The sequence below is a fragment of the Thalassospira profundimaris genome, assembly GCF_003326675.1.
GTDB lineage: Bacteria > Pseudomonadota > Alphaproteobacteria > Rhodospirillales > Thalassospiraceae > Thalassospira > Thalassospira aquimaris.
In genome coordinates this window covers 109,290-129,609 of record NZ_JPWF01000006.1, presented here as the reverse complement: position 1 = coordinate 129,609, position 20,320 = coordinate 109,290, and the positions used below count along the sequence as shown (strand labels likewise).

Sequence of the window (20,320 nt, the reverse complement as noted above, 5' to 3'; positions counted from 1 at the left end):
GTTTCCAGACAACAGCTTCACCACATTCCCGAAATGTACCCCTAATTCGTTTGCCGTTCCGAAACGGCTTGTGAATTTGTATGACCGTTCCGCGCAGACAGAATCTCTGTCAATGCCATCTCCATGCCCGGTCCGCGCGCAGGCAATTGCCGCGATGTTAGCGCTAACATCGTTGCCATGCGCCCCGTTGGCTCTCCGTTAATCCAGCATCACGCATCGAATCAAAGTTGCCGATAACCGGATTTTTCGGGGTTTGGCAGCGCCGTTCACCCTTTGCAACAAGCCACCTTCAAAGATCATTTGTTGTTTGCAGTAACGCAGACAGCCCCACTTTCAAACCAAAGAGAGAATTCAAAATGAATACCCAGACCTCTATCCCTGACACGCCCCACACCACCGACCCGGACGTTTACATTGATCGCGCCATTGCAGATCAGCTTGAAAACCTTGCCTATGCCAACATGGCAAGGAACCCGTTGGCCGCAAACCGATTGCTTGAAGAAATTGATCGCGCCGTCATTGTGAATAGTACCGAGCTGTCATCTGATATCGTCACCATCGGATCGGAAGTCACATTTCGTGACAACGCCACAGGCAACATGCAGACCGTCATCCTGACCATGCCAACCGATGCCGATATCACCACCCACCGCATTTCGATCATGACGCCAATCGGTGCGGCCCTGATCGGGATTCGCAAAGGCGAGACGATCTGGTGGCAGACAATGGACAATGAAGTTCGCGAACTGACCATCCATGACGTCGTAAGCAACAATCACGACCGTGGCGTTCCAAATGGCGCAGTTCCGCGCTGAATTAACCGGTGACACTGTATTTGCGAGATCGGTTTTGTGGTCTATATAGAAGGTACCGGAACAATCCGGCACTGAATATTTGCAATTAAGAACCGTTCGCGTTAACGTCGGACCTGTCATCAAACAGGGACCGCCCCATGTATTCGGATAGAACCTTGCTTCCCAAAGAATGTCTGCGACTTTGCGCGCTTGGCACCCTTGCCCTTTCCGACAAGCCGATCAGCTATGCCGATCTGGCCAATTCGGTCCGTCATTTCATGTCCCATATCATGGGGCCGTCGCTTGATATGATGGGAAGCTCGCTTCAACTTCTGAAACTTGAAGGACTGGTCAAGGAAGATACCGCCAACGGATCGTTTTCCGACGCGCAGCTTAGCCTGACCGCAGCCGGGCACGAGAAATTCATCGAGCTGATGCAGGGTAATCTGCGTGATACCTCGGGCGAGCTTTCCCGTCTGATCATGGCGCTTAAGATGCGGTTCTTGCATCTGCTTGATGACGACATCCGCGCCGATCAAATCGAAATCCTTCAAGATGTCTGCGAACTTGATCTTGATCGCGTCCTTGCCCTGCGCGACGAGCATGCCAACGAAGCCGGAAACTTTACCGGGTGGCTTGAAATGGAAGTCAAACGCCTTGAACAAAAACGCGACTGGCTGAAAAGCTTGTTGGCCTGACGCATTTTCCCGTTATAGTCGTGACCGAAGACCGGCAGGAAGCAGGTCCAACGTCACAGGCAGGGACGGAAAATGTTGATACGTGAAGAAACCGAAAAAGACTTCGCGGCAATCAGTGCGCTGTTATCCAGCGCCTTTGAAACAGCACCTCATAGCCAGAAAACCGAACATCTGATTGTCGATGCCCTGCGGCAAAGCGGCAATTTGACCCTGTCGCTAATTGCTGAGGAAGACGGCGAACTGGTCGGCTGCGTTGCCTTTTCTCCTGTCAAAATCAACGGGGCCAATTCAGGCTGGTACGGGCTTGGCCCGGTTGCCGTGACACCGGATCGACAAGGTATGGGCATTGGGTCGGAACTGATCCAAAGCGGTATCCGGCATCTTCGCGCCAATGATGCAGACGGCTGTGTGGTTCTTGGTGAACCCAACTATTACAGCCGGTTCGGCTTTGCCCCCCTGCCCGACTTGAAACTTGATGGTGTTCCTGAACAATATTTCATGGCCTTTGCACTGAGTGATCAAACACCTAGGGGCAAAGTCGATTACGACCCGGCGTTTTATATTGAGCCGACAGCATAAAGGCAGCCTCAAGGACTGCCTTTTTCTTACTCAGAGCAAATCGCCAGTTTCAATACAAATGCTGCCCGCCAGTCACGAAAATCTCGGTGCCGGTCACATAGGAACTGTCATCCCCGACCAGATAATGAACGGCTGCGGCCACGTCTTCGGGCGTGCCCATCCGGTTCATCGGGATACGGGGGACCAATGCCTCGTATTCCGGGGAAATCATGTCGGTTTTGATCTCGCCGGGGGCAACGGCGTTTACCCGCACCCCAAGCTCGGCGAACTCCACCGCCATTTCGCGGGTCAACCCGGAAAGGGCAGCCTTTGACGTGGAATAGGCCGATCCCGCAAAGGGATGCACATAATGGCCCGCGATGGATGTGATATTGCAGATCGCCCCTTTGCCACGATGCAAGGCGGCAGCAAATCCGCGCGCCAGTGTCAGCGGGGTAAAGAAATTCAGTTCAAACACATCGCGCCAAGCGGCAATATCCCCGTTCAAACAGCCAAGCCGTTCCTTATAGGGGGTTTTTGGCGACACACCGGCATTATTGACCAAGGCATGAAGCGGGTCGTCACCCAGAACTTCATTGGCCTGCGCGATAAAGGTTTCGACATCTTCGGGTTTGGAAAGATCAGCCCGGATATGAATCCCCTGTGCCGGATCACGCGGGCAGCTTGGCGGCGGCGCTTCACGTGAACAGCAAATCACCCGCCAGCCACGTTTGGCAAAATAGCCAACGGTGACGTGACCGATGCCGCGACTGGCACCTGTCAGAACAACTGTTTTCGGGGCGCTATTGGTCATTTATGTGCTCGCTTCAGGACGTGGACAATTGTCCATATATTGGATGTTGTTCTTATAGCATCGCCGTGCCAAACCATTGAAGAAAAAGCCCGGAAATCATGTATTTTTAATGGCGCTTTCGCATACCGCCCCTGTTGGCGGTTTGGCATGGTTCATCAAAGCCGCTATGATCTGGTCACCACACAGGTAACAAAGAACATGTGCAGCCGATTTGATCTAAATAGTGATATCCGCGCCTTTCAGGTTCATCTGGGACTGGATATGAAAGATATCCATCGCAGGGCAATGCGGGATGCCCAGACACCTGTTACAGATCAGGAAGATGGCGTTGATGAAGATGCACTTGAAGCCGCCTTTGAAAGCCTGACGGGTACGCGCCGCCCGACCGATCCGATTGCCGTCATCATGCCGGGCAAAAAGGCAGCGATCCGGTCATGGGGCCTATCGGCATCCGGACTTGATAAACCCCTGATCAATGCGCGGCTTGAAACTTTGGCCGAAAAGCCGACATTCCGACCGCTTCTGGATCAGCGATGCCTGATCCCGGCAACAGGCTGGTATGAATGGCGCAAGGATGGCAAAGGCAAGCACAAGAACCGCATCACCCTGCCCGATCACCAGCCGTTCTTCTTTGCCGGACTGGAAAACGGTCGCGAGGCCACCATCATAACCTGTGCCCCGTCCGGGTCCATTGCCCATATCCACAGCCGGATGCCGGTTGTGCTTGGCCCGAACCATCTTGAATACTGGCTTGATCCGATGGTCGGATTTAACGATTTGCGGGAATTGCTTGGGCCGTTACCAGACCATGTCTTGGCCTGGCACGAAGAAACACCGGAAACGAACAAGTCCGCCCGCGCCCGGGATCAAATTGATCTGTTTTCGAAATAGATAATCAACCAACCCGCCATCAGGGCAGCGAATTGAACCAGCGGAACCTAGTCGGCATCCACATCGTTGGCAGCACAGGTTGCTGCACCGCATCCACACAGATTACCGGTCAAACCAGCCTTGCGTGCGACAACAGCACCAAGATCAGGAAGACCTACTTTCGGGTTATTGAGTTCATATGCCAGGTCCTCGGACATGGCGGCGAAATCAATGACATCGCGCAATGATAACATGGGAGTTCCCCTGTCAGACGTTTCTTTTCCTCATGCGAAACGCCTCGTTTTTCGGGGTTCCGTCTTTGTAAGATTTCCGTAACCCTGTCCCCTTTCATTCGCGGATGCAACAAAAAAAGGCGCATAAAAATGCGCCTTTTCAGCAATATACCATTGGATAGGTAATTTAATTTCGCGAAATCATATGGTTATGATGCCCTGCACGTCAGTGCATTATCCAAAGCGGCAATGTGCATTTTGCCAGCATATCCTGGGTCACACCGCCAAGGATCATCTCCTTGAACCGCGAATGGCTGTAAGCGCCCAGAACAATCGTATCGGCACCACATTTTTCCGCCTCGGAAATCAGCGCGTTAGCCACGTTTCCACTGTCCGTATTATCGACAACATTCGCCTCGACTCCGTGCCAGCGGAACTGCACGGCCAATGCTTTGCCACATGCACGGCCATAGGGTACGTCACCGATACTGACAATCGTCACTTCCTTGGCACTGCGCAAAAGCGGCATGGCCGAGGTAACGGCGCGTGCGGCTTCGACCCCGCCATTCCAGGCAATCATGACTTTTTCGCCAACGGTTGCCGGCGGATTTTCCGGCGCAACCAGGATCGGACGCCCGGTTTCCATCAGGGCGGCATCAAAGGTCAGCGAAGCCGATGCTTCCTTGGGATCACGGCCGATCACAACAAGATCAAACAACCGGCCACGGCGTGCGACAGTTTCATCTTCACGACCGCTGTCTTTGCGCCATGCACAGGTTGGCTTTGCGTCATCGGTCGGGGTTTCGGATGTTTCAATTCCCGCATCCTTGACCGCCGCAGCAAAAGACGCCTTGCCATTGACTTCACGTTTTTCGGTTTCAGTTTCCGCAGCCCGGATCATTTCTTCGATGATAAGTCCGGACATGCCTTCGCCAACAATCGGGATGGCATCCTGTGGTTCAGCAGCAACAAACAGCGCCTCAAGATGGGCATTAAACCGTTTGGCCATCCGGAACGCCGTTTCCATCACCCGCTGATCAATGGCAGTCCCTGCCACCGGTGCCAGAATCGTTCGTATTGCCATTTTTCACACTCCCGCCATTCAGTCTGATAACCGAGCGACCTGATATCCGGAACAATTCCGGTTCAAGCCAGTGTCAAATTTGCGACCTTTCGTCGCCATTTTCTTTGTTCAAGATCAAAGCTGCACCCATCACAGTCAACATTTATGCATCAAGGACAAAATTGATCCTTTTTCGTGGGGTTCTGCACATAAAATGATTGTATCATCTATGGTTGTGATTACGATGGCGGTTTCAATATCAAATCAGAAAATTCACCCTTTAAAAACTGCAAATACAAAACAATGGGCGAAATCAGCCACAGAACTTGGAATGGGTCATCTACCGAATGGATTATGAATCGCTCCACGAGAATGCCCGCGAAGCGGCGGAGTTCCTCAAAACTCTGGGCAATGAATGGCGTTTGATGATTCTTTGCTCTCTTGGGGATCAGGAAAAATCAGTTGGAACGCTTGAAAATGAACTGGGTATCAAGCAGTCCGCCTTGTCCCAGCATCTTGCACGCTTGCGTCGTGAAGGCCTTGTGAAAACGCGCCGTGATGCGCAAACCATCTACTATTCGCTGGCGAACCCGGACATCATGAAAGTGATTGCCCTGTTGCAGGAACTTTTCTGTCCGCCAGAAGAATAAACACCCAATACAACATCCGGCATTCTGCCGGTGTAGGTTCCCCCCTAACAAAAACGCACAAAGTCATCTGACCTTGTGCGTTTTTGTTTTTTGAACTGTCGCAAACCTTACGGGAACAGCTTGTCGATGTTCCAGCCTGCATCATCAGAATCGCGGGTGAACAATTTGCGGTCATGCAGACGGAATTTGCCTTCGGCCCAGAATTCAATGCGATCGGGCACCAGACGGAACCCGCCCCAGTGATCAGGCCGCGGCACTTTGCCAAGACCAAACTTGGCCGTGAATTCTGCAACACGTTTTTCCAGATCAAACCGGCCACTCATCGGGCGGGACTGGATGGATGCCCAGGCGCCAAGCTGGCTGCCACGTGGCCGTGATGCGAAATATTCATCAGACTCAGCGGCATCGACCCTAGATACCCTGCCTTCGATGCGCACGCATTTTTCAAGCGTTTTCCAATGGAAACAAAGGGCCGCAAAGCCGTTTTCGCCAAGCTGATCGCCCTTACGGCTTTCATAGTTGGTGTAGAAAACAAAACCGCGCGGATCAAAATCCTTCAGAAGTACAATCCGTGCGGACGGGCGCCCCTGCGCATCCGCCGTCGCCAGCGTCATGGCATCGGGATATGCTTTTTCAGCTGATTTGGCTTCGTCAAACCAGGTCTGGAACATCTCAAACGGGGCTTCGTGGGGTTCGTGCCCAAATTTTGGCGTATTTTTTTCGTCCATTGGAAAAGCAATTCCTTTGACTGAATGAAAATAGTCACCGAACGGATCAACTAATTCGGAACTTTGGTGGCAGACGCGTCGTTTAAACTATATATACAAAAAAGATATCGGTTGGGACCGTAAAGACAAGATGGGCAAAACAAACATGAAATTCCGTCATATCGTAATTCCGGTCGTTATGACCGCCTTCATCGCCGGCTGTGCCCAGGATCAGGGTCAGAAGCAAACCGCAGGTACCTTGCTTGGTGCGGTTGGTGGTGCTGTTGCTGGCGCGCAATTTGGTAAAGGCAGTGGACAGCTTGTCGGCGTTGCGCTTGGAACACTGGCTGGCGCCTTTATCGGTAGCGAAGTCGGCCGTTCGCTTGATAATGCGGATCGTGCCATCATGGCACAAAGCACCCAGCGCACGCTGGAAGCAACCCCGACGGGTCAGACTTCCACCTGGCAGAACCCGGATACCGGCGTGCAGGGCACGGTTACCCCGACCCGCACCTATCAGGCCCCAAAAACCCAGGAATATTGCCGCGAGTATCAGCAGACGGTCATGATTGGTGGTCAGGAAGAGACCGCTTATGGCACCGCCTGCCGTAAACCGGATGGCAGCTGGCAGGTTGTGAACTGATCTGCGCCACCCCCATCCAAGGCAAATCAGAACAAGGCGGAGCAATCTTTGTGATTGGCTCCGCCTTTTCGCATTTGGTGGCCGAAAAACCAGATCGCGGCACATCTTGCTGATTGCGATTAAGGTTCATATTTGACGGATCATGATCTAATAATGATCCAACGTGCTTTTAGTATTCAGAACCGGTCAGTACATGCAGGATCCCTATAAGACTCTTGGCGTTTCCAAAGCCGCCAGTCAGGAAGAAATCAAAAAAGCCTATCGCAAATTGGCGCGAGAGCTCCATCCAGACGTAAATCCCGGCGACGCGAAAATCGAAGAACGCTTCAAAAAGGTTTCAAGCGCCTATCACCTTTTGGGTGATGCTGAACGCCGCAAGAAGTTCGACAATGGCGAAATTGATGCCGATGGCCGTGAAACCAGCCCGTTTGCGCGTGGCGGCGGACGTTCCGGATTTGGCGGCGGCAATGGCGATCCGTTCGGTTTTTCCGGCGGCAATGCCGAAGACATCTTTGACGAGATTTTCGGCAAGGGACGCGGTCGATCCGGTGGCGGCTTTGGAGGTTTTGGCGGAGAGCGCAGACCGCAAAAGGTCAAAGGCCCGAATATCTCCTATGAACTGAGCCTTGATTTCAGCGAAGCAATCCTTGGTGCAACCAAACGCATCAACCTTGCCAGCGGCAAAAGCCTTGAAGTTCGTATTCCGCCCGGAAGCGAAGATGAACAGACCCTGCGCCTGAAGGGTCAGGGCATGGCCGGAATGAATGGCGGCGAAGCAGGTGATGCGCTGATCAAACTGCATGTCCATCCCGACACGACATTCCGTCGCGAAGGCAATGATATCCATTGTGATCTTGCGATTAGCCTGTCCGAAGCCCTGCTTGGCGGATCAATCGAAGTTCCGACTGTCGATGGCAAGGTCAATATGAAGATCCCCGCCAACGCCAATAGCGGCACCAAACTGCGCCTGCGTGGCAAGGGCGCACCCTATGACCGTGGCAACAAGCGCGGCGACCAATATGTGCATCTGACGGTCAAACTGCCGGATGAACGCGATGATGAACTGATCGACTTCATCAAGAAATGGTCAGAAAAACATCCCTACAAGGCCCGTTAACTTAAGACGGCCCTTTTGGCTTGACCGGGCTCAAGTAACGATCTTGTTTGCACATGTATTTTTCCTTTTGACGAATTTGACCTCTCAAAGGGAAAAATCATGCGCAAGATTACACTTGTCCCGGTTGTGGTTGGCATTGCATTGATGGGGATAACCGCCTTTGTCGGAACAGCACGTCCGACGGCCGATCTTACCTATTCTGAAAACTGCACAAATGTTGATCGCTGGAAAGCCGACCTGACGGCAGAGGGCTTTGACATTCGTCCCTTCGCGGTAAGTGACCTTACCCTTTCCGAACAACAAGCCATGATGTCACTTCCCGAACCGCTGCGTGACTGCAAAATGGTCAGCATTGCGGGATATCATGTGATTGGCGACGTTTCCTCTGGCGATATCATTACTCTTTTGCGACGCAAGCCGATCGATGTCATTGCCATTGCACGCGACACTGCAACCAGTGAAACAGTTGCCCTTCACCATGACGGGACAATTGAACGCCGCACAGGTGGCTGATGAGAATTTTCACGCCTTTGCGGCTTGCCTTTATGGCAGTTGGCGCAACAGCCATAGCCTTGCTTTGGGGAAGTGCCGTGCTGGTCTGGCTTCTATTGCCTGGCGGGTCCGCAGAATTCCTTCCTTCTGACAACCTTTACCCTGCCTTGATCCTAAGCCTTGTGATCTTTGGCGGGTTGGGATACGGGGCGGCAATCCTGACTGAAAGCTGGGAAGAAGAAACACGTCAGCCGCCAACAGATTGAATAGAAACGCACATTCCGATCAACCCGCCCCCTGAAAAAGCCGGTTTGAGTTCCCATATGCCCCATACAGTGTGACGCACTAAGCAAAAAAATCCATCAGGGGCATATGGAACAGCTTCTCAATCCAGATCAGTATCTTGTGTGGCTTGAACAGATCGTTGCGTGGATCAAGGCCAACGTACTCCTTGTACCCATCCTGTTGCAGATCGCATCATGTGTGGTTGTCACCATTCCGGCCTTTTTGTTGCACAAGCCACTCGCCTTGCAACTGTCGCGCCTGCAAAACTGGAAACCGCTTTTGCAATATGCAGGGTTCCGGCGTTTTGCAAATGTTCTGCCCGACCTTGCCTTTCCGCTATTACTGGTCGTTTTGGTTTGGTTACTTGATGCCATCGCCGTCCAAGCTGGTTTCCGACACAATATCATTCGATTGATCGCAAGCCTTCTGAATGCCTGGATCGCCATTCGGCTTGCCGCCGCGATTGTCAACGATCCGGTATGGTCCCGTACGATTGCAGCCGTCGCATGGGGATTGGCCGCACTTAACATTGTTGGCTGGCTTGAACCGACCATCGAAATCCTGGACGGGCTTGCCATGCAGGTCGGTGACTTCCGGGTATCGGTATACGGTATCCTGAAGGCTGTTTTGTCGTTGGCCGTGCTTCTTTGGGTCGCATCATTCGGGTCCAGACTGTTTGAACAGCGCATCCAGAAAGTCCACCGCCTGACCCCGTCGGTTCAGGTCCTGATGGCAAAACTTCTGAAACTTGTCCTGCTGTCGGTCGCGGTTCTGTTTGCCCTGTCGACCATTGGGGTGGACCTGACGGCATTGGCTGTGTTTGGCGGTGCGGTCGGTGTTGGTATCGGGCTTGGCTTGCAACGGATTGTGGCGAACCTGATCAGTGGCGTGATCCTGTTGCTTGATCGTTCGATCAAGCCCGGTGACGTGATTGCGATTGGGGAAACATTTGGCTGGATTCAGTCACTTGGGGCGCGTTACACCGCAGTTCGGACCCGTGACGGTACCGAATTCCTGATCCCGAACGAAGACCTGATTACCACGCAAGTCGAAAACTGGAGCCATTCCGACGTTAAGCTGCGTCTGAAAATTCCGGTTGGCATTGCCTATAGCTGTGATCCCCACTTTGCAATCAATCTGTGCAACGAAGCCGCGGCCAAATGCAAACGCGTTCTGGAAAATCCCGGTCCGAATACATTGTTGCGCGGATTTGGTGACAATTCTGTTGATCTGGAAATCCGGTTCTGGATCGACGATCCGCAAAACGGGCGCGGCAACATCATCAGTGAAATCCTGCTGAATGTCTGGGATACCTTCAAGGAACATGAAATTGAAATCCCGTTCCCGCAGCGTGATCTGCATCTGCGAAGTGGCGATTTCCCCATTCGTGTTGAAATGTCCCCGCCACCTGAATAACCCTGACAAAACCACCAATTTGTGACCCAGATCACATTTTCAGGTTCCTGTCAGGTAGGAGCGCCAGAATGCGTCATTAACGCAGTTAAAGGCGCCCCGAAATGCTTCTGCTGAATTACAATGAAAATGGCAACCCGGCCGCAAGATTAAGCCTTCAGAAGAACGGCTTTCTTGCCCGTGTGCAAATGCGTGCCTGTGCGATTTCCATTCTGACCGGCCTTGCGACCGAGCGGGCCGAAGTCGAAGACTTCATCGCATCAACCTATGCCGATGCCTATGACGCATCAATCCGCGTTCAGTACGACACCCTTATGAGTGTCCGCGACGACAGCGGAAAAATTGTCGCAGCCCTTGGTTTTCGGTCTGCCGGCCACGGTCCGCTTTTTCTCGAACAATATCTACCGCAACCAATCGATGCCGTTCTGGGCATCTCCCGCCACCAGATTGTCGAGATCGGAAATCTGGCTTCGTCAGGTGGCGGCGGGACGTCCTTTTTGTTCACCGCCCTGTCGGCCTATCTGCATCACAACGCCTACAAGCAGGCGGTCGTGACCGGCACCGACAATATCGAAAAGCGACTGCGCAAGATGGGCCTGAACCCGGTGCGTCATGCGATGGCTGATCCGGCGCGCCTTTCGGAAAAAGACGTCAATTGGGGCCGCTATTACGAGCGCTGCCCGCATGTCCTGTCGGGTTCCGTCGAACACGGGTTCCGACAACTGCAATCGCTTTATGGTGTCCAATACAGCCATATGCGCCCGCGCCTGTACCCCCATTTCCAACATAACGGCGAGATTTGATTATGCTGTTTGAGCGTATCCGCAATCATCCATCCCACAAAACCGCTTTGCGCGCCGAAGGTGTTGAACTGAGTTACGGCGATTTGATCCGCCACATCGAAGATCGCAGCAATCAGCTGGTTGACGTCGACGTGCTGGGCATTGCCGTTGATAATGGCATTGACTGGCTGATCTGGGACATGGCGGCCCTTTACATCGGCATCGTTTGCATCCCGTTGCCGCCCTTTTTCACCAAGGATCAGATCAATCACAGCATCGCCACTGCGGGCATCACGCATATGGTGACACCAAGCGGACTTGTTCCGACAGGTCTCCGACGCTCCGCATTGATCCCGCAAGGTACGACGAAAATCACCTTTACTTCGGGCACGACCGGGACGCCCAAAGGTGTGTGCCTTTCAGAAAAGGCGATGATCAATGTCGCCCATTCCATTCACACTGTTCTGGGCGACAAGTTTGTGGGCACCCATGCCAGCGTCCTGCCACTTGCGGTTCTTTTGGAAAATGTCGCGGGTGTCTATGCCGGTCTGATGGCCGGGTGCACAATTCATCTGACCGGCTTACAGAAATTCGGCCCGCATTATCAGAACCTGCACGAGGTCCTTAAAACGGCACAGGCGAATTCGGTGATTCTTGTTCCGGAAATCCTGCGCGCCCTGATGATGCAGGTCCAGGCCAAAGGCCCCCTGCCCGATTTGAAATTCATTGCCGTGGGCGGGGCACGTGTGGCCCCGCGCCTGATTGCAATAGCACGTCAATTGGGGCTTCCCGTTTATGAAGGGTACGGACTTTCGGAATGTGCATCGGTTCTGTCGATGAACATCCCCGGCAAGGACAAACCGGGAACCGCCGGAACGTTGCTACCCCATGTAACAGCCGAAATCCGTGATGGTGAAATCTTTGTCCGTCATCCGGGTTTTCTTGGATATATCGGCACAACAAGCGATACCGACAAAACGGCTGATGAATGGTTTGCCACCGGCGACATTGGCGAAATAGACCCGGACGGTTTTGTTCACGTCACCGGACGGCGCAAAAACGTTCTGATCACGTCATATGGGCGCAATATTTCCCCGGAATGGCCGGAATCCGTTCTTTTGGCGCAACCCGATATCTATCAGGCCATCGTTTACGGTGATGACCAGCCGCATCTGAGCGCCCTGATCGTTCCGTCCCGAACCGATGCCAACATCAAGGCTGTCATTGAAACGGCCAACACAATCTTTCCCGACTACGCCCAGATCAGGGACTTTCAGATCGTCCCGCCATTCAGCGTCGAAAATGGCTGCCTGACCGGCAATCGCCGTCCCAAGCGCGACGCGATTTTACAACGCTATCTTTCCCCTCAGCTTACCCCGGAGTCTTCGATGAATTTTTATGATCGCCTGGTTGCCGAAACCGCCACCGCACGCGCAAGCCTTTATCATGTACCGCAGCTGGTTGACGGGCTTCAGGGCAATATTTCGCGTTCGACCTATGTCGCCTATCTGACCGAGGCCTATCACCATGTCAAACACACGGTGCCCTTCCTGATGACCATGGGGTCGCGCCTTCCTGACAGCAAACGCTGGCTCCACAAGGCGATTATTGAATATCTCGAAGAGGAAGAAGGTCACGAGGAATGGATCCTCAATGATATCGAGGCCGCTGGCGGCAATCGTGAAACTGCGCGTAACGCCGCCCCGAACCTCGAAACACAGGTCATGGTTGCCTATAATTACGACTATATCGCGCGCAAAAATCCGGTCGGTTTCCTTGGCATGGTCTTCATGCTTGAAAGCACCTCGACCCAGATCGCAAGTCAGGGTGCCGATGCTGTAATGAGTGGGCTTGACCTGCCGAAATCGGCCTTCAGCTATCTGTTCTCGCACGGATCGCTTGATATCGAGCACATGAAATTCTTCGAACAGACCGTCAACAAGATCACCGATCCCGATGATCAGGCCGCCATCATCGAAGTTGCGCAAAACGCCTTCCGTCTGTTTGCCAATCTGTTCGCTGCCATTCCACATGAAGGGCAAAGAAAACATGTTGCTTGATGGAAAAAGCGTCTTTCTGACCGGGGCAAGCGGCGGCATTGGCAGGCCGCTTGCCACCCTACTCAGAACACGGGGCGCACAGGTTTCAACCTATGACCGGGCACAGCAGGGTGATCTGATGGAAAACATCGATACGACCTGCAAGGCGCTTGGTGAAAACACCCCCGACATCCTGATCAATCTGGCAGGCATCAACGCATTTGATCTCGCAGAAAACCAGAATTACGACGCGCTATTGACCCTGAATCTGCTTGTTCCGATGCGCCTTTGCCAGGCGGTTTTGCCCAATATGCGCGCACGCAATTACGGTCAGATCGTCAATGTCGGATCAATGGTTGGCTTGATCCCGCTGCCGCATATGACCGGTTACAGTGCCGCCAAATCCGGTCTTAAAGGGTTTAGCGACGCTTTGCGACGCGAACTTTCAAACACCGGTGTCCGGATATCACATATCGCGCCGCGTGCCGTTCATACCGCAATGAATAGCGGCAAGCTTGGGCTGCTCAACAAGCGAACCCACGCAACCGAGGACCGCCCGCGTGACGTGGCAAACCGGATTGCCGATGCCATCGAACATAACGAGGCCGATGTACGCATCGGGTGGCCCGAACGCCTGTTTGCACAGCTGAACGCCGTTTTTCCGGCCCTGATTGACAAGGGCCTTCGCAAGAACACCGCCATCGGCATGGACATCCTTAACGCAGATCACGATATTGCCGAAACCGCCCACCTGGTCGCAGCAGATTGCGACGTCACCCGGAGGAACATCGCATGACTTTGAAACGACTTTTTCTGTCCTGTGCAATGGTCGTGATGATCCCGATTGCCGGACAGGCCGCAACCACCGACCCGCAGATTTTGGACGGGGTTACCCACCTGCAATCAGAATGGGCCCGGATCAAATATGACATGACTGACAAGGACCAACAGATTACCGCCATTCACAAGCTTGAAGCGGATGGTGATCAGTTGCTTGTCCGCTTCCCGGAAAGTCCGGAACTTCAAATCTGGCAGGGCATTGTTCTTTCGACCGATGCCGGGATTGATCGCGGCATTTCCGCCCTTGGCAAAGTCCGCGATGCCCGTGCGCTGTTTGAACAGGCAATTGCAACTGACCCGACCACTCTGGATGGCTCTGCCTATACATCGCTTGGGTCGCTTTACTATCAGGTTCCCGGCTGGCCGCTTGCCTTTGGCAGTGACACCAAGGCCGAAGAATTTCTGAAAAAGGCGCTGGCCCTTAATCCGAACGGCATTGATCCAAACTTTTTCTATGCCGACTTTTTGATGCAGCAAGACCGGTTCTCGGAGGCCCGAACCTATTTCGAAAAGGCCCTGAATGCGCCGGATCGTCCAAGCCGACCACGCGCCGATGCCGGTCGCCGTGCCGAAATTGCCCGCGCACTGAATGACCTTGCACGTAAATCATCGAAGTAGCGCACGTTGTGCCCTTTCAGACATGCAAAAGGCCGGGTTCTGATGATCCGGCCTTTTGCTTTGTGATGCTGAACTCTGATCAACTGATGATATCGGTCATGTCTTTTTGTTCGACCTGATTGGCTTTGAGCTGCGCCGGATCGACTTCGACCTGTTCAGGGATCTTGTCCGACGGCCTTGGTGTATCCAGAAGCGCGCCCACCTGAACATCAAGAACCGACTGACGCTTTTTCTCGAGCTCGACCAGACGTTCGCGCATAACAATCGGCCAACCACCATCGGTTTGGACAAGCAACAACCGATCATAATCCAGGAACAGCCCCATTCTGGTCATCAGTTCCATCAACGTGATCCGTGAAAGATCGCCAGAAAGCAACCAACGGCGATCTTCGGACCGGTCAATCAGCTTTTCACGGCGCAAGGCCGCCAATGCCCAGTTCAAGTCCCGCCCGCCCAGTTTCAGCTCGCGCATCATCTTGCGATAGGTTGGCGGTTTTGCGGCCCCATGAAAACGGATTTGCAGATATTCCAAAACACGCAGGACAGCGATAATCCGTTCCATATGGCCCGGCACCGCCCCGCGCGGATCGGGAATAAGCCCGGCGGCACGCGCCGCACGCCATTCCGACTGTGCCGCCGCCACCTGCGCGCCCAGCAGGATGACAATCCAGGTCAGATACATCCACAACAGGAAGATCGGCACCACCGCCACCGCCCCATAGATGGTCTGATAGGTCGGGAAATTGGTCACATAAATCCCGAAGCCCTTTTTAAGGGCCTCAAACAGCATGGCCGCAACAAAGCCGCCAACCGCCCCGTCCCGGATTTCAATTGCCCTGTTGGGCATTCCGATAAACAGCAATGAAAATGCCGCTGCCGACAAGAAGAACGGCGCAAGGAATGTCAGTTGACCGATATGTTCGCCAAGGGCTTCGCCCCCGACCATGTGACGCATCGCAAAAATATAGGATGCCAAAGACAAACTAAGCCCCAGCAACATCGGGCCAATGGTCAGCAACGTCCAGAATACGACAAGGCGCGACAGAAATTTGCGCGGACTCGTAACACGAAAGACGTCATTCATCGCCCCTTCGATGGCACCCAGAAGCATAATCGCGGTAAGTGCCAGAACAATTGTGCCCACCGCCGTCATTTGCCCGGTATTTTGCAAAAACGTGCCGAGGTAATCCATGGCCTGCTGGCCGGTTTCGGGCAGGAAGTTTTTGAAAATGACGTCCATGATCTGGTCCTTGAACTGATCAAAGACCGGGAAAGCGGACAGAACCGTCAAGGCAACTGCGAGAAACGGCACCATCGCCAAAAGCGTCGTGTAAGACAGTCCTGCGGCGCGCTGGATCGATTTATCATGGATAAATCGCATAATTGCATAACGCCAAAATGCCGTTCGATCCGCGATCAATTTGTGAATTTCGACCATTAAACGCTTATCCCTACGCATTTTCCGGTTATACTGCACGTGATCAACAAGATAGCGCGCCTATACTCGTTATTACAGGCCAGATTGACCTTGGCCTAGCTTTGTGTAGGATGCGCCGAATGTCTAATACCTTCTGTGCCGGTCGCGGCTTTTTTTGAATGCCTCTACCTGCCGGAAAAAGAGATCGTGGGAACGAGAGGGAATATGAGCCTGTCCACCGAAAACATTTCGGGCCTGATGGCCGGTAAGCGCGGCCTGATTATGGGCGTCGCCAACGACAAATCCATCGCATGGGGTATCGCACGTGCCGCCGCTGCTGCCGGTGCCGAGATCGCCTTTACCTTTCAGGGTGAAGCACTCGAAAAGCGTGTCCGCCCGCTTGCGGAGTCTGTCGGCAGTGATATCGTCTTGCCATGTGACGTGACCGATGCCGCCAGCATCGACGCCGTTTTTGAGACGCTCAAGGAAAAATGGGGCAAGCTGGACTTTGTTGTCCACGCCATCGGGTTCTCTGACAAGAATGAACTGCGCGGTCGCTATGTCGACACGTCGCCGGAAAACTTCGCCCTTTCGATGAATATCTCGGTTTATTCCTTTACCGCTGTTGCCCAGCGTGCAGAAAAACTGATGACCGATGGCGGATCGCTTCTGACCCTGTCCTATTACGGCGCAGAAAAAGTCATGCCGCATTACAACGTCATGGGCGTTGCCAAGGCGGCACTCGAAGCAAGCGTTAAATACCTTGCCAACGACCTTGGCCCGGACCGCATCCGTGTGAATGCGATTTCTGCCGGTCCGATGAAGACCCTAGCTGCTTCGGGTATTGGTGATTTCCGCTATATCCTGAAATGGAATGAATACAATTCGCCGATGCGCCGTAACGTTACCCTTGATGACGTTGGCGGTTCCGGTCTGTATTTCCTGTCGGACCTTTCGACCGGTGTCACGGGCGAAACCCATCATGTCGATTGCGGTTATCACACCGTTGGCATGAAACAGGCCGACGCACCTGACATCAATGTTCAGAAAGCCTGATCTGAGCATGATCTGATTTTGCGGGCTGCCTTTAGGGGCGGCCCGTTTTGTCTCTTTAATATTTGAATTCTGGAATTTCGGTTATGGCTGGCAACAGTTTTGGAACTCTCTTTCGCTTCACCACCTTTGGCGAAAGCCACGGTCCGGCAATCGGCTGTGTAATAGATGGCGTCCCGCCCCTTCTGGAACTGTCCGAAGCCGACATTCAGGAATTCCTTGAAAAACGCAAACCCGGCCAGTCGCGCTTTACCACCCAGCGCCGCGAACCTGATCAGGTCAAAATCCTGTCTGGCGTGTTCGAAGGCAAAACCACCGGCACCCCGATCGGGCTTCTGATTGAAAACGTTGATCAGCGCTCCAAGGATTATGGCGAGATCAAAAACCAGTTCCGTCCGGGCCATGCCGATTACACCTATTGGGAAAAGTATGGCACCCGTGACTATCGCGGCGGCGGTCGTTCATCGGCCCGTGAAACGGCGATGCGCGTTGCTGCCGGTGCGATTGCCCGCAAAGTTCTTGGTGATGACATCAAAATCCGCGGCGCATTGGTCAAGATGGGCACCAAGGAAATCAATCGCGATAACTGGGACTGGAACGAAGTTGATAACAACCCGTTCTTCTGCCCGGACCCGGAAGCCGTTCCGGTTTTCGAAGAATATCTTGATGGCCTGCGCAAGGATGGATCATCGGTTGGTGCGGTGATTGAGGTTGTCTGTTCCGGCGTTCCTGTCGGCCTTGGCGATCCGGTCTATGACAAGCTTGATGCCGATCTGGCCAAAGCCATGATGACGATCAACGCAGTCAAAGGCGTTGAAATCGGCAACGGTTTTGAGGCCGCCGAACTGACCGGCATTGAAAATGCCGATGAAATGCGCCTGGGCGATGATGGCAAGCCTGTTTTTGGCTCCAACCATGCCGGTGGCATCCTTGGCGGCATTTCGTCCGGTCAGGATGTTGTTGTCCGGTTTGCAGTCAAACCGACCAGTTCGATCCTGACCCCGCGCAAAAGCATCGATATCTATGGCAAGGAAGTCGATGTCGTGACCAAAGGCCGTCATGACCCGTGCGTGGGCATCCGTGGCGTTCCGGTTGGCGAAGCAATGGCCGCCATCGTGCTTGCCGACCACCTTCTGCGTCACCGTGCACAATGCGAAGGCTGGAACAGCAACAAGCATTTCCCGAGCTAACAGCCCCACCCAAGAATCTACGTCACAATCGGGTTGATGCCACGTCTTGATGGCATGAACCCGATATTGCTCAAAACCCTGATCTCACTTGCTGCATCCAACAACAAATCCGCCAAAAGCGGATCGCTTGGCACTGATGCACAACTGCGCAACCGGACCATCCTTTATCCGGATGAGGCGCTTGATCTGCCCGAATGGGGAATTGCCGGTATGCCCGGCATGATCCTTGGCGCAGCCCCCAAAACCTGCCTGTTTGTCAGTGACTTGAATGTTTCAGGGCCCGATGACAATTCCTCAGAAAACAGCAATTCCAGAGACAAACCATCTGATAATCCGTCAGAAGAAATTGCATCTTTCAGTCTGACACTGTCCTGCACACCGGCACCGGACAGCAGCCTCAAATCCTGTACCATCATCTGGAAGCTTTCCCTTCCAATTGCCGGATATCGCGATATCTAGACCAGCAGCAACAGCGATAGCGTCCGCGCGCCGGTTATTCACACCAAGATGAAGATCGGTGGCATGGTGCGCGACGTGGAAATCGGCCTTCTGGAAATGAGTGGCCTTGAACAGCCGCTATTGATCGGCCAGGACACGCTTGGCGACAAATTCCTGATCCGTCCGGACCGGGATGTAAAAAGCAAGACTGTCGCAACACCGTCCGTCGACCTTAACCCGGCACAGGACCCGGCACCGAAAACGTCTCAACCGACACCCCCGACGACCGATGACACAGTCCGCACAGTCCCGGCAGCCCCCACCGACGGAGCGTCCGAAGATAAAAAAGAAGACGAGCCCGCAACGCCAACTGATATCGGATCGACAACTTCGGAAGATGCTGCAAGCCCGGTTGCCCCATCAACGGATACGCCGCAATCACCCGCTGCCGGTGACAGTCCTGCTGTGGAACCCGCCGAAACTTCCGCAACGGATACCACCAGCCCGACAGATGAGGCCGAAGCCACCGCAGCTTCCCAACCAACAGCTGATCCTCTGGCACCCTCATCTGGTGATGAGGGTGCCAAAGCAGCAGGGGAAACGCCCCCAGCATCTCCATCAGATCAGAATAGCGTGCCACCATCCACCGACGAACAGTACAGCGACGCACAATCCAGCGAGGCACAGACTGGCAATGCACAAACTGGCAATGCAGAGTCCGACGATGCGCAGTCCGACACCAGGCAAACTGACACCACCCAAACAAACCCCGCCCCGGCGTAAAGTCCGGGCCGTTGTTCAATCATACCTCCTGAACGTACTGCACCGTCCCATTGCGGGCGGTGCCTTTTTGTCAGAAAATATCAGGTTTGCGTGATGTTTCCTGAGGCCTTTTAGGAAAACATAGGCCAATTTTTTCTTGAAACAGCCCAGCACAAGCGATAATGTTAACTCAGTTAACATAAGAAAAACGAGATGCGAGCTTATGGGGAAATACCATCACGGTGACGTCCGCAATGTTCTTTTGCAAAAGGCCGAAACAATCCTGACCGAAGAAGGCCCGACCGGGCTTTCGCTGCGCCGTCTGGCGCGCATGACCGGCGTGTCCGAAGCAGCCCCCTATCGTCATTTTGACGGAAAGGATGGCATTTTGGCGGCAGTGGCCATTTCGGCCTTTGAGCGCTTTGCCGAGCAACTTGAAACTGTTGCCGCAAACGTGGAAAGGCATGAAGAACGCATCATGAAACTTGGTGCGGCCTATGTCGGATTTGCCGTTGAAAACCCGCAACATTTCCGCCTGATCTTTGGGCGCGAACGCCCGCCACTTGATCAATATCCCGAACTGCGCGAAGCCGCCGACAACGCCTTTGATGTTTTGCAGCGCGCCGTGACATCGGTTGACCGCAAAGCTGAAATGACGCTAAGCGAAGCTGCCACCGCCTATAACCGCGCCCTCGCCGCATGGTCTCGTGCCCATGGTATTGCGATGCTGGTGATTGACGGCATGATTGCGCCGCCTGCCGATCAAGAACTTGGTGATTTTGTGCTGGGTCTTCTGGCCGAAGACCTGATTGCACCAAACGACGCCTAACCCCTTTCACCTTTC

The 20,320-nt window shown here is 53.7% G+C and carries 24 protein-coding genes; 19 read left to right on the top strand and 5 right to left on the bottom strand.

What is annotated here, in order from left to right; all coding sequences use genetic code 11:
* Positions 1-356 precede the first annotated feature (356 nt).
* The 3 genes from rnk to TH19_RS10485 all read left to right on the top strand — a co-directional run bounded on the left by rnk (position 357) and on the right by TH19_RS10485 (position 2,071).
* Entirely contained in the window at positions 357-815 is a 459-nt protein-coding gene (gene rnk, locus TH19_RS10495; protein WP_114102307.1) for a nucleoside diphosphate kinase regulator, read from the top strand.
* A gap of 137 nt (positions 816-952) precedes the next feature.
* Positions 953-1,492, top strand: a complete 540-nt coding sequence (locus tag TH19_RS10490) for a hypothetical protein (RefSeq protein ID WP_114102306.1) — start codon at positions 953-955, stop codon at positions 1,490-1,492.
* A gap of 72 nt (positions 1,493-1,564) precedes the next feature.
* Positions 1,565-2,071, top strand: coding sequence for a GNAT family N-acetyltransferase (locus TH19_RS10485; RefSeq protein ID WP_114102305.1), 507 nt, complete (start codon positions 1,565-1,567; stop codon positions 2,069-2,071).
* Positions 2,072-2,120: 49 nt separating this feature from the next.
* On the opposite strand, the gene TH19_RS10480 is transcribed toward TH19_RS10485, so the two are convergent.
* Positions 2,121-2,864, bottom strand: coding sequence for an SDR family NAD(P)-dependent oxidoreductase (locus tag TH19_RS10480; RefSeq protein ID WP_114102304.1), 744 nt, complete (start codon positions 2,862-2,864; stop codon positions 2,121-2,123).
* A 147-nt stretch (positions 2,865-3,011) separates the two neighbouring features.
* On the opposite strand from TH19_RS10480, the gene TH19_RS10475 reads away from it, so the two are divergent.
* Positions 3,012-3,755 (top strand): SOS response-associated peptidase, encoded by a 744-nt coding sequence (locus tag TH19_RS10475; RefSeq protein WP_258547908.1) that lies wholly within the window; start codon positions 3,012-3,014, stop codon positions 3,753-3,755.
* Positions 3,756-3,802: 47 nt separating this feature from the next.
* Here TH19_RS10475 and TH19_RS10470 read toward each other — a convergent pair whose 3' ends face one another.
* A complete protein-coding gene (locus TH19_RS10470) occupies positions 3,803-3,988 on the bottom strand; it encodes a hypothetical protein (protein WP_114102303.1) in 186 nt (61 codons plus the stop codon).
* Positions 3,989-4,193: 205 nt separating this feature from the next.
* Complete coding sequence (locus TH19_RS10465) at positions 4,194-5,051, bottom strand: universal stress protein (protein ID WP_114102302.1); 858 nt, start codon at positions 5,049-5,051, stop codon at positions 4,194-4,196.
* A 326-nt stretch (positions 5,052-5,377) separates the two neighbouring features.
* Between TH19_RS10465 and TH19_RS10460 the strand changes: the two genes are divergently transcribed.
* Positions 5,378-5,680, top strand: coding sequence for an ArsR/SmtB family transcription factor (locus TH19_RS10460; RefSeq protein WP_114102301.1), 303 nt, complete (start codon positions 5,378-5,380; stop codon positions 5,678-5,680).
* Positions 5,681-5,787: 107 nt separating this feature from the next.
* On the opposite strand, the gene pdxH is transcribed toward TH19_RS10460, so the two are convergent.
* The gene (gene pdxH / locus TH19_RS10455; protein WP_114102300.1) at positions 5,788-6,408 is read right to left on the bottom strand and encodes a pyridoxamine 5'-phosphate oxidase; all 621 of its coding nucleotides are present in this window, start codon (positions 6,406-6,408) and stop codon (positions 5,788-5,790) included.
* A 145-nt stretch (positions 6,409-6,553) separates the two neighbouring features.
* On the opposite strand from pdxH, the gene TH19_RS10450 reads away from it, so the two are divergent.
* The 9 genes from TH19_RS10450 (at position 6,554) to TH19_RS10410 (ending at position 14,616) form a co-directional block, all read left to right on the top strand.
* The gene (locus TH19_RS10450; RefSeq protein WP_114102479.1) at positions 6,554-7,030 is read left to right on the top strand and encodes an RT0821/Lpp0805 family surface protein; all 477 of its coding nucleotides are present in this window, start codon (positions 6,554-6,556) and stop codon (positions 7,028-7,030) included.
* 193 nt (positions 7,031-7,223) lie between these two features.
* Positions 7,224-8,147, top strand: coding sequence for a DnaJ C-terminal domain-containing protein (locus TH19_RS10445; RefSeq protein WP_114102299.1), 924 nt, complete (start codon positions 7,224-7,226; stop codon positions 8,145-8,147).
* 99 nt (positions 8,148-8,246) lie between these two features.
* Entirely contained in the window at positions 8,247-8,660 is a 414-nt protein-coding gene (locus tag TH19_RS10440) for a hypothetical protein (RefSeq protein WP_114102298.1), read from the top strand.
* Positions 8,660-8,905, top strand: coding sequence for a hypothetical protein (locus tag TH19_RS10435; protein WP_147250752.1), 246 nt, complete (start codon positions 8,660-8,662; stop codon positions 8,903-8,905). Before TH19_RS10440 ends, TH19_RS10435 begins: the two co-directional genes overlap by 1 nt.
* A 106-nt stretch (positions 8,906-9,011) precedes the next feature.
* Positions 9,012-10,340, top strand: a complete 1,329-nt coding sequence (locus TH19_RS10430) for a mechanosensitive ion channel family protein (protein WP_114102296.1) — start codon at positions 9,012-9,014, stop codon at positions 10,338-10,340.
* A gap of 101 nt (positions 10,341-10,441) precedes the next feature.
* Entirely contained in the window at positions 10,442-11,140 is a 699-nt protein-coding gene (locus tag TH19_RS10425; protein ID WP_114102295.1) for a thermostable hemolysin, read from the top strand.
* 2 nt (positions 11,141-11,142) lie between these two features.
* The gene (locus tag TH19_RS10420; protein ID WP_114102294.1) at positions 11,143-13,179 is read left to right on the top strand and encodes an AMP-binding protein; all 2,037 of its coding nucleotides are present in this window, start codon (positions 11,143-11,145) and stop codon (positions 13,177-13,179) included.
* Entirely contained in the window at positions 13,169-13,954 is a 786-nt protein-coding gene (locus tag TH19_RS10415) for an SDR family NAD(P)-dependent oxidoreductase (RefSeq protein ID WP_114102478.1), read from the top strand. Before TH19_RS10420 ends, TH19_RS10415 begins: the two co-directional genes overlap by 11 nt.
* Entirely contained in the window at positions 13,951-14,616 is a 666-nt protein-coding gene (locus TH19_RS10410) for a tetratricopeptide repeat protein (RefSeq protein ID WP_114102293.1), read from the top strand. The genes TH19_RS10415 and TH19_RS10410 overlap by 4 nt, the downstream gene beginning before the upstream one ends.
* Positions 14,617-14,695: 79 nt before the next feature.
* Here the strand turns inward: TH19_RS10410 and TH19_RS10405 are convergent, their stop codons facing one another.
* On the bottom strand, positions 14,696-16,054 hold the full coding sequence (locus TH19_RS10405) for a YihY family inner membrane protein (RefSeq protein WP_114102292.1): 1,359 nt from the start codon (positions 16,052-16,054) through the stop codon (positions 14,696-14,698).
* A gap of 204 nt (positions 16,055-16,258) precedes the next feature.
* Between TH19_RS10405 and fabI the strand changes: the two genes are divergently transcribed.
* From fabI to TH19_RS10380, 5 genes are all read left to right on the top strand, one after another.
* The gene (fabI, locus tag TH19_RS10400) at positions 16,259-17,089 is read left to right on the top strand and encodes an enoyl-ACP reductase FabI (protein ID WP_114102291.1); all 831 of its coding nucleotides are present in this window, start codon (positions 16,259-16,261) and stop codon (positions 17,087-17,089) included.
* A gap of 83 nt (positions 17,090-17,172) precedes the next feature.
* Positions 17,173-18,276 carry a chorismate synthase gene (gene aroC, locus TH19_RS10395; RefSeq protein ID WP_114102290.1) on the top strand — a complete coding sequence of 368 codons (1,104 nt, stop codon included), beginning with the start codon at positions 17,173-17,175 and terminating at the stop codon, positions 18,274-18,276.
* A gap of 36 nt (positions 18,277-18,312) precedes the next feature.
* A complete protein-coding gene (locus TH19_RS10390) occupies positions 18,313-18,735 on the top strand; it encodes a hypothetical protein (protein WP_114102289.1) in 423 nt (140 codons plus the stop codon).
* Between the two features lie 48 nt (positions 18,736-18,783).
* Positions 18,784-19,497 (top strand): hypothetical protein, encoded by a 714-nt coding sequence (locus TH19_RS10385; protein WP_114102288.1) that lies wholly within the window; start codon positions 18,784-18,786, stop codon positions 19,495-19,497.
* A 202-nt stretch (positions 19,498-19,699) separates the two neighbouring features.
* Entirely contained in the window at positions 19,700-20,305 is a 606-nt protein-coding gene (locus TH19_RS10380; RefSeq protein ID WP_114102287.1) for a TetR/AcrR family transcriptional regulator, read from the top strand.
* Positions 20,306-20,320 lie beyond the last annotated feature (15 nt).

Coding starts and splice junctions, on each gene's coding strand:
- TH19_RS10415 (WP_114102478.1), top strand. CDS start 13,169: ATGTTGCTTGATGGAAAAAGCGTCTTTCTGACCGGGGCAAGCGGCGGC.
- TH19_RS10440 (WP_114102298.1), top strand. CDS start 8,247: ATGCGCAAGATTACACTTGTCCCGGTTGTGGTTGGCATTGCATTGATG.
- TH19_RS10465 (WP_114102302.1), bottom strand. CDS start 5,051: ATGGCAATACGAACGATTCTGGCACCGGTGGCAGGGACTGCCATTGAT.
- TH19_RS10410 (WP_114102293.1), top strand. CDS start 13,951: ATGACTTTGAAACGACTTTTTCTGTCCTGTGCAATGGTCGTGATGATC.
- TH19_RS10420 (WP_114102294.1), top strand. CDS start 11,143: ATGCTGTTTGAGCGTATCCGCAATCATCCATCCCACAAAACCGCTTTG.
- TH19_RS10460 (WP_114102301.1), top strand. CDS start 5,378: ATGGATTATGAATCGCTCCACGAGAATGCCCGCGAAGCGGCGGAGTTC.
- TH19_RS10380 (WP_114102287.1), top strand. CDS start 19,700: ATGGGGAAATACCATCACGGTGACGTCCGCAATGTTCTTTTGCAAAAG.
- TH19_RS10450 (WP_114102479.1), top strand. CDS start 6,554: ATGAAATTCCGTCATATCGTAATTCCGGTCGTTATGACCGCCTTCATC.
- rnk (WP_114102307.1), top strand. CDS start 357: ATGAATACCCAGACCTCTATCCCTGACACGCCCCACACCACCGACCCG.
- TH19_RS10405 (WP_114102292.1), bottom strand. CDS start 16,054: ATGGTCGAAATTCACAAATTGATCGCGGATCGAACGGCATTTTGGCGT.
- TH19_RS10385 (WP_114102288.1), top strand. CDS start 18,784: ATGAAGATCGGTGGCATGGTGCGCGACGTGGAAATCGGCCTTCTGGAA.
- TH19_RS10490 (WP_114102306.1), top strand. CDS start 953: ATGTATTCGGATAGAACCTTGCTTCCCAAAGAATGTCTGCGACTTTGC.
- aroC (WP_114102290.1), top strand. CDS start 17,173: ATGGCTGGCAACAGTTTTGGAACTCTCTTTCGCTTCACCACCTTTGGC.
- TH19_RS10480 (WP_114102304.1), bottom strand. CDS start 2,864: ATGACCAATAGCGCCCCGAAAACAGTTGTTCTGACAGGTGCCAGTCGC.
- TH19_RS10390 (WP_114102289.1), top strand. CDS start 18,313: ATGCCACGTCTTGATGGCATGAACCCGATATTGCTCAAAACCCTGATC.
- TH19_RS10485 (WP_114102305.1), top strand. CDS start 1,565: ATGTTGATACGTGAAGAAACCGAAAAAGACTTCGCGGCAATCAGTGCG.
- TH19_RS10430 (WP_114102296.1), top strand. CDS start 9,012: ATGGAACAGCTTCTCAATCCAGATCAGTATCTTGTGTGGCTTGAACAG.
- pdxH (WP_114102300.1), bottom strand. CDS start 6,408: ATGGACGAAAAAAATACGCCAAAATTTGGGCACGAACCCCACGAAGCC.
- TH19_RS10445 (WP_114102299.1), top strand. CDS start 7,224: ATGCAGGATCCCTATAAGACTCTTGGCGTTTCCAAAGCCGCCAGTCAG.
- fabI (WP_114102291.1), top strand. CDS start 16,259: ATGAGCCTGTCCACCGAAAACATTTCGGGCCTGATGGCCGGTAAGCGC.
- TH19_RS10435 (WP_147250752.1), top strand. CDS start 8,660: ATGAGAATTTTCACGCCTTTGCGGCTTGCCTTTATGGCAGTTGGCGCA.
- TH19_RS10470 (WP_114102303.1), bottom strand. CDS start 3,988: ATGTTATCATTGCGCGATGTCATTGATTTCGCCGCCATGTCCGAGGAC.
- TH19_RS10425 (WP_114102295.1), top strand. CDS start 10,442: ATGCTTCTGCTGAATTACAATGAAAATGGCAACCCGGCCGCAAGATTA.
- TH19_RS10475 (WP_258547908.1), top strand. CDS start 3,012: ATGGTTCATCAAAGCCGCTATGATCTGGTCACCACACAGGTAACAAAG.